The organism is Nocardioides sp. CPCC 206348 (genome assembly GCF_048654705.1).
Lineage (GTDB): Bacteria > Actinomycetota > Actinomycetes > Propionibacteriales > Nocardioidaceae > Nocardioides.
The window spans coordinates 835-1,694 of sequence record NZ_JBMCZA010000240.1; the positions used below are offsets into that span (position 1 = coordinate 835).

Consider the following 860-nt stretch of genomic DNA (forward strand, 5'->3'; position numbering starts at 1 on the left):
CGGTAGACCGGAGTTGGGTGGGTGAGAGTGACCCAGGGGTCACTCTCACCCACCCAACTCCCTTTCAGGCAGGCTGGGGTCGTGAACCCGGACCTGCTGCTGTCGCGACGAGACCTCGACTTCCTGCTCCACGAGTGGTTGGACGTCGCCGGGCTCACCTCGCGCGAGCGGTACGCCGAGCACAGTCGCGACACGTTCGACGCCGTCCTGGACCTGGCGACGTCGCTGGCGGCGGAGTACTTCGCACCGCACAACGCGACGAGCGACCAGCAGGAACCGCAGTTCGACGGCGAGACGGTCACGATCATCCCGGAGGTCGCGACCGCGCTGCGGGCGTACGCCGACGCGGGGCTGATCTCGGCCGCGATGGATGCCGAGGTCGGTGGGGTGCAGGTGCCGCACGTCATCCAGCAAGCGTGCTTCGCCTGGTTCGCGGCGGCCAACACCGCCACTGCCGGCTACGCGATGCTGACGATGGCCAACGCGAACCTGTTGCTCGCCCACGCGTCGCCCGACCAGGTGCAGCGGTTCGTGCCACCGATGCTGGAGGGCCGCTGGTTCGGGACGATGTGCCTGTCCGAGCCGCAGGCCGGCTCGTCGCTCGCCGACATCACGACCCGCGCCGTCCGCCAGCCCGACGGGACGTTCCGGATCTTCGGCAACAAGATGTGGATCTCCGGCGGCGACCACGAGATGGGCGACAACATCGTCCACCTCGTGCTGGCGCGCGCCGAGGGTGCACCGGCCGGTGTGAAGGGGCTGTCGCTGTTCGCGACGCCGAAGTTCGTGGTCGGTGAGGACGGGAGCCGCGGGGAGCGCAACGACGTCACGCTGGCCGGGGTCAACCACAAGATGGGCTA

Annotated in this window: 1 protein-coding gene; it reads left to right on the top strand. The window is 69.1% G+C overall.

What is annotated here, in order from left to right; all coding sequences use genetic code 11:
- Positions 1 to 81: 81 nt before the first annotated feature.
- On the top strand, positions 82 to 860 hold a 779-nt coding region (locus tag ACOADB_RS27930; RefSeq protein WP_378606861.1), incomplete at its 3' end, for an acyl-CoA dehydrogenase family protein.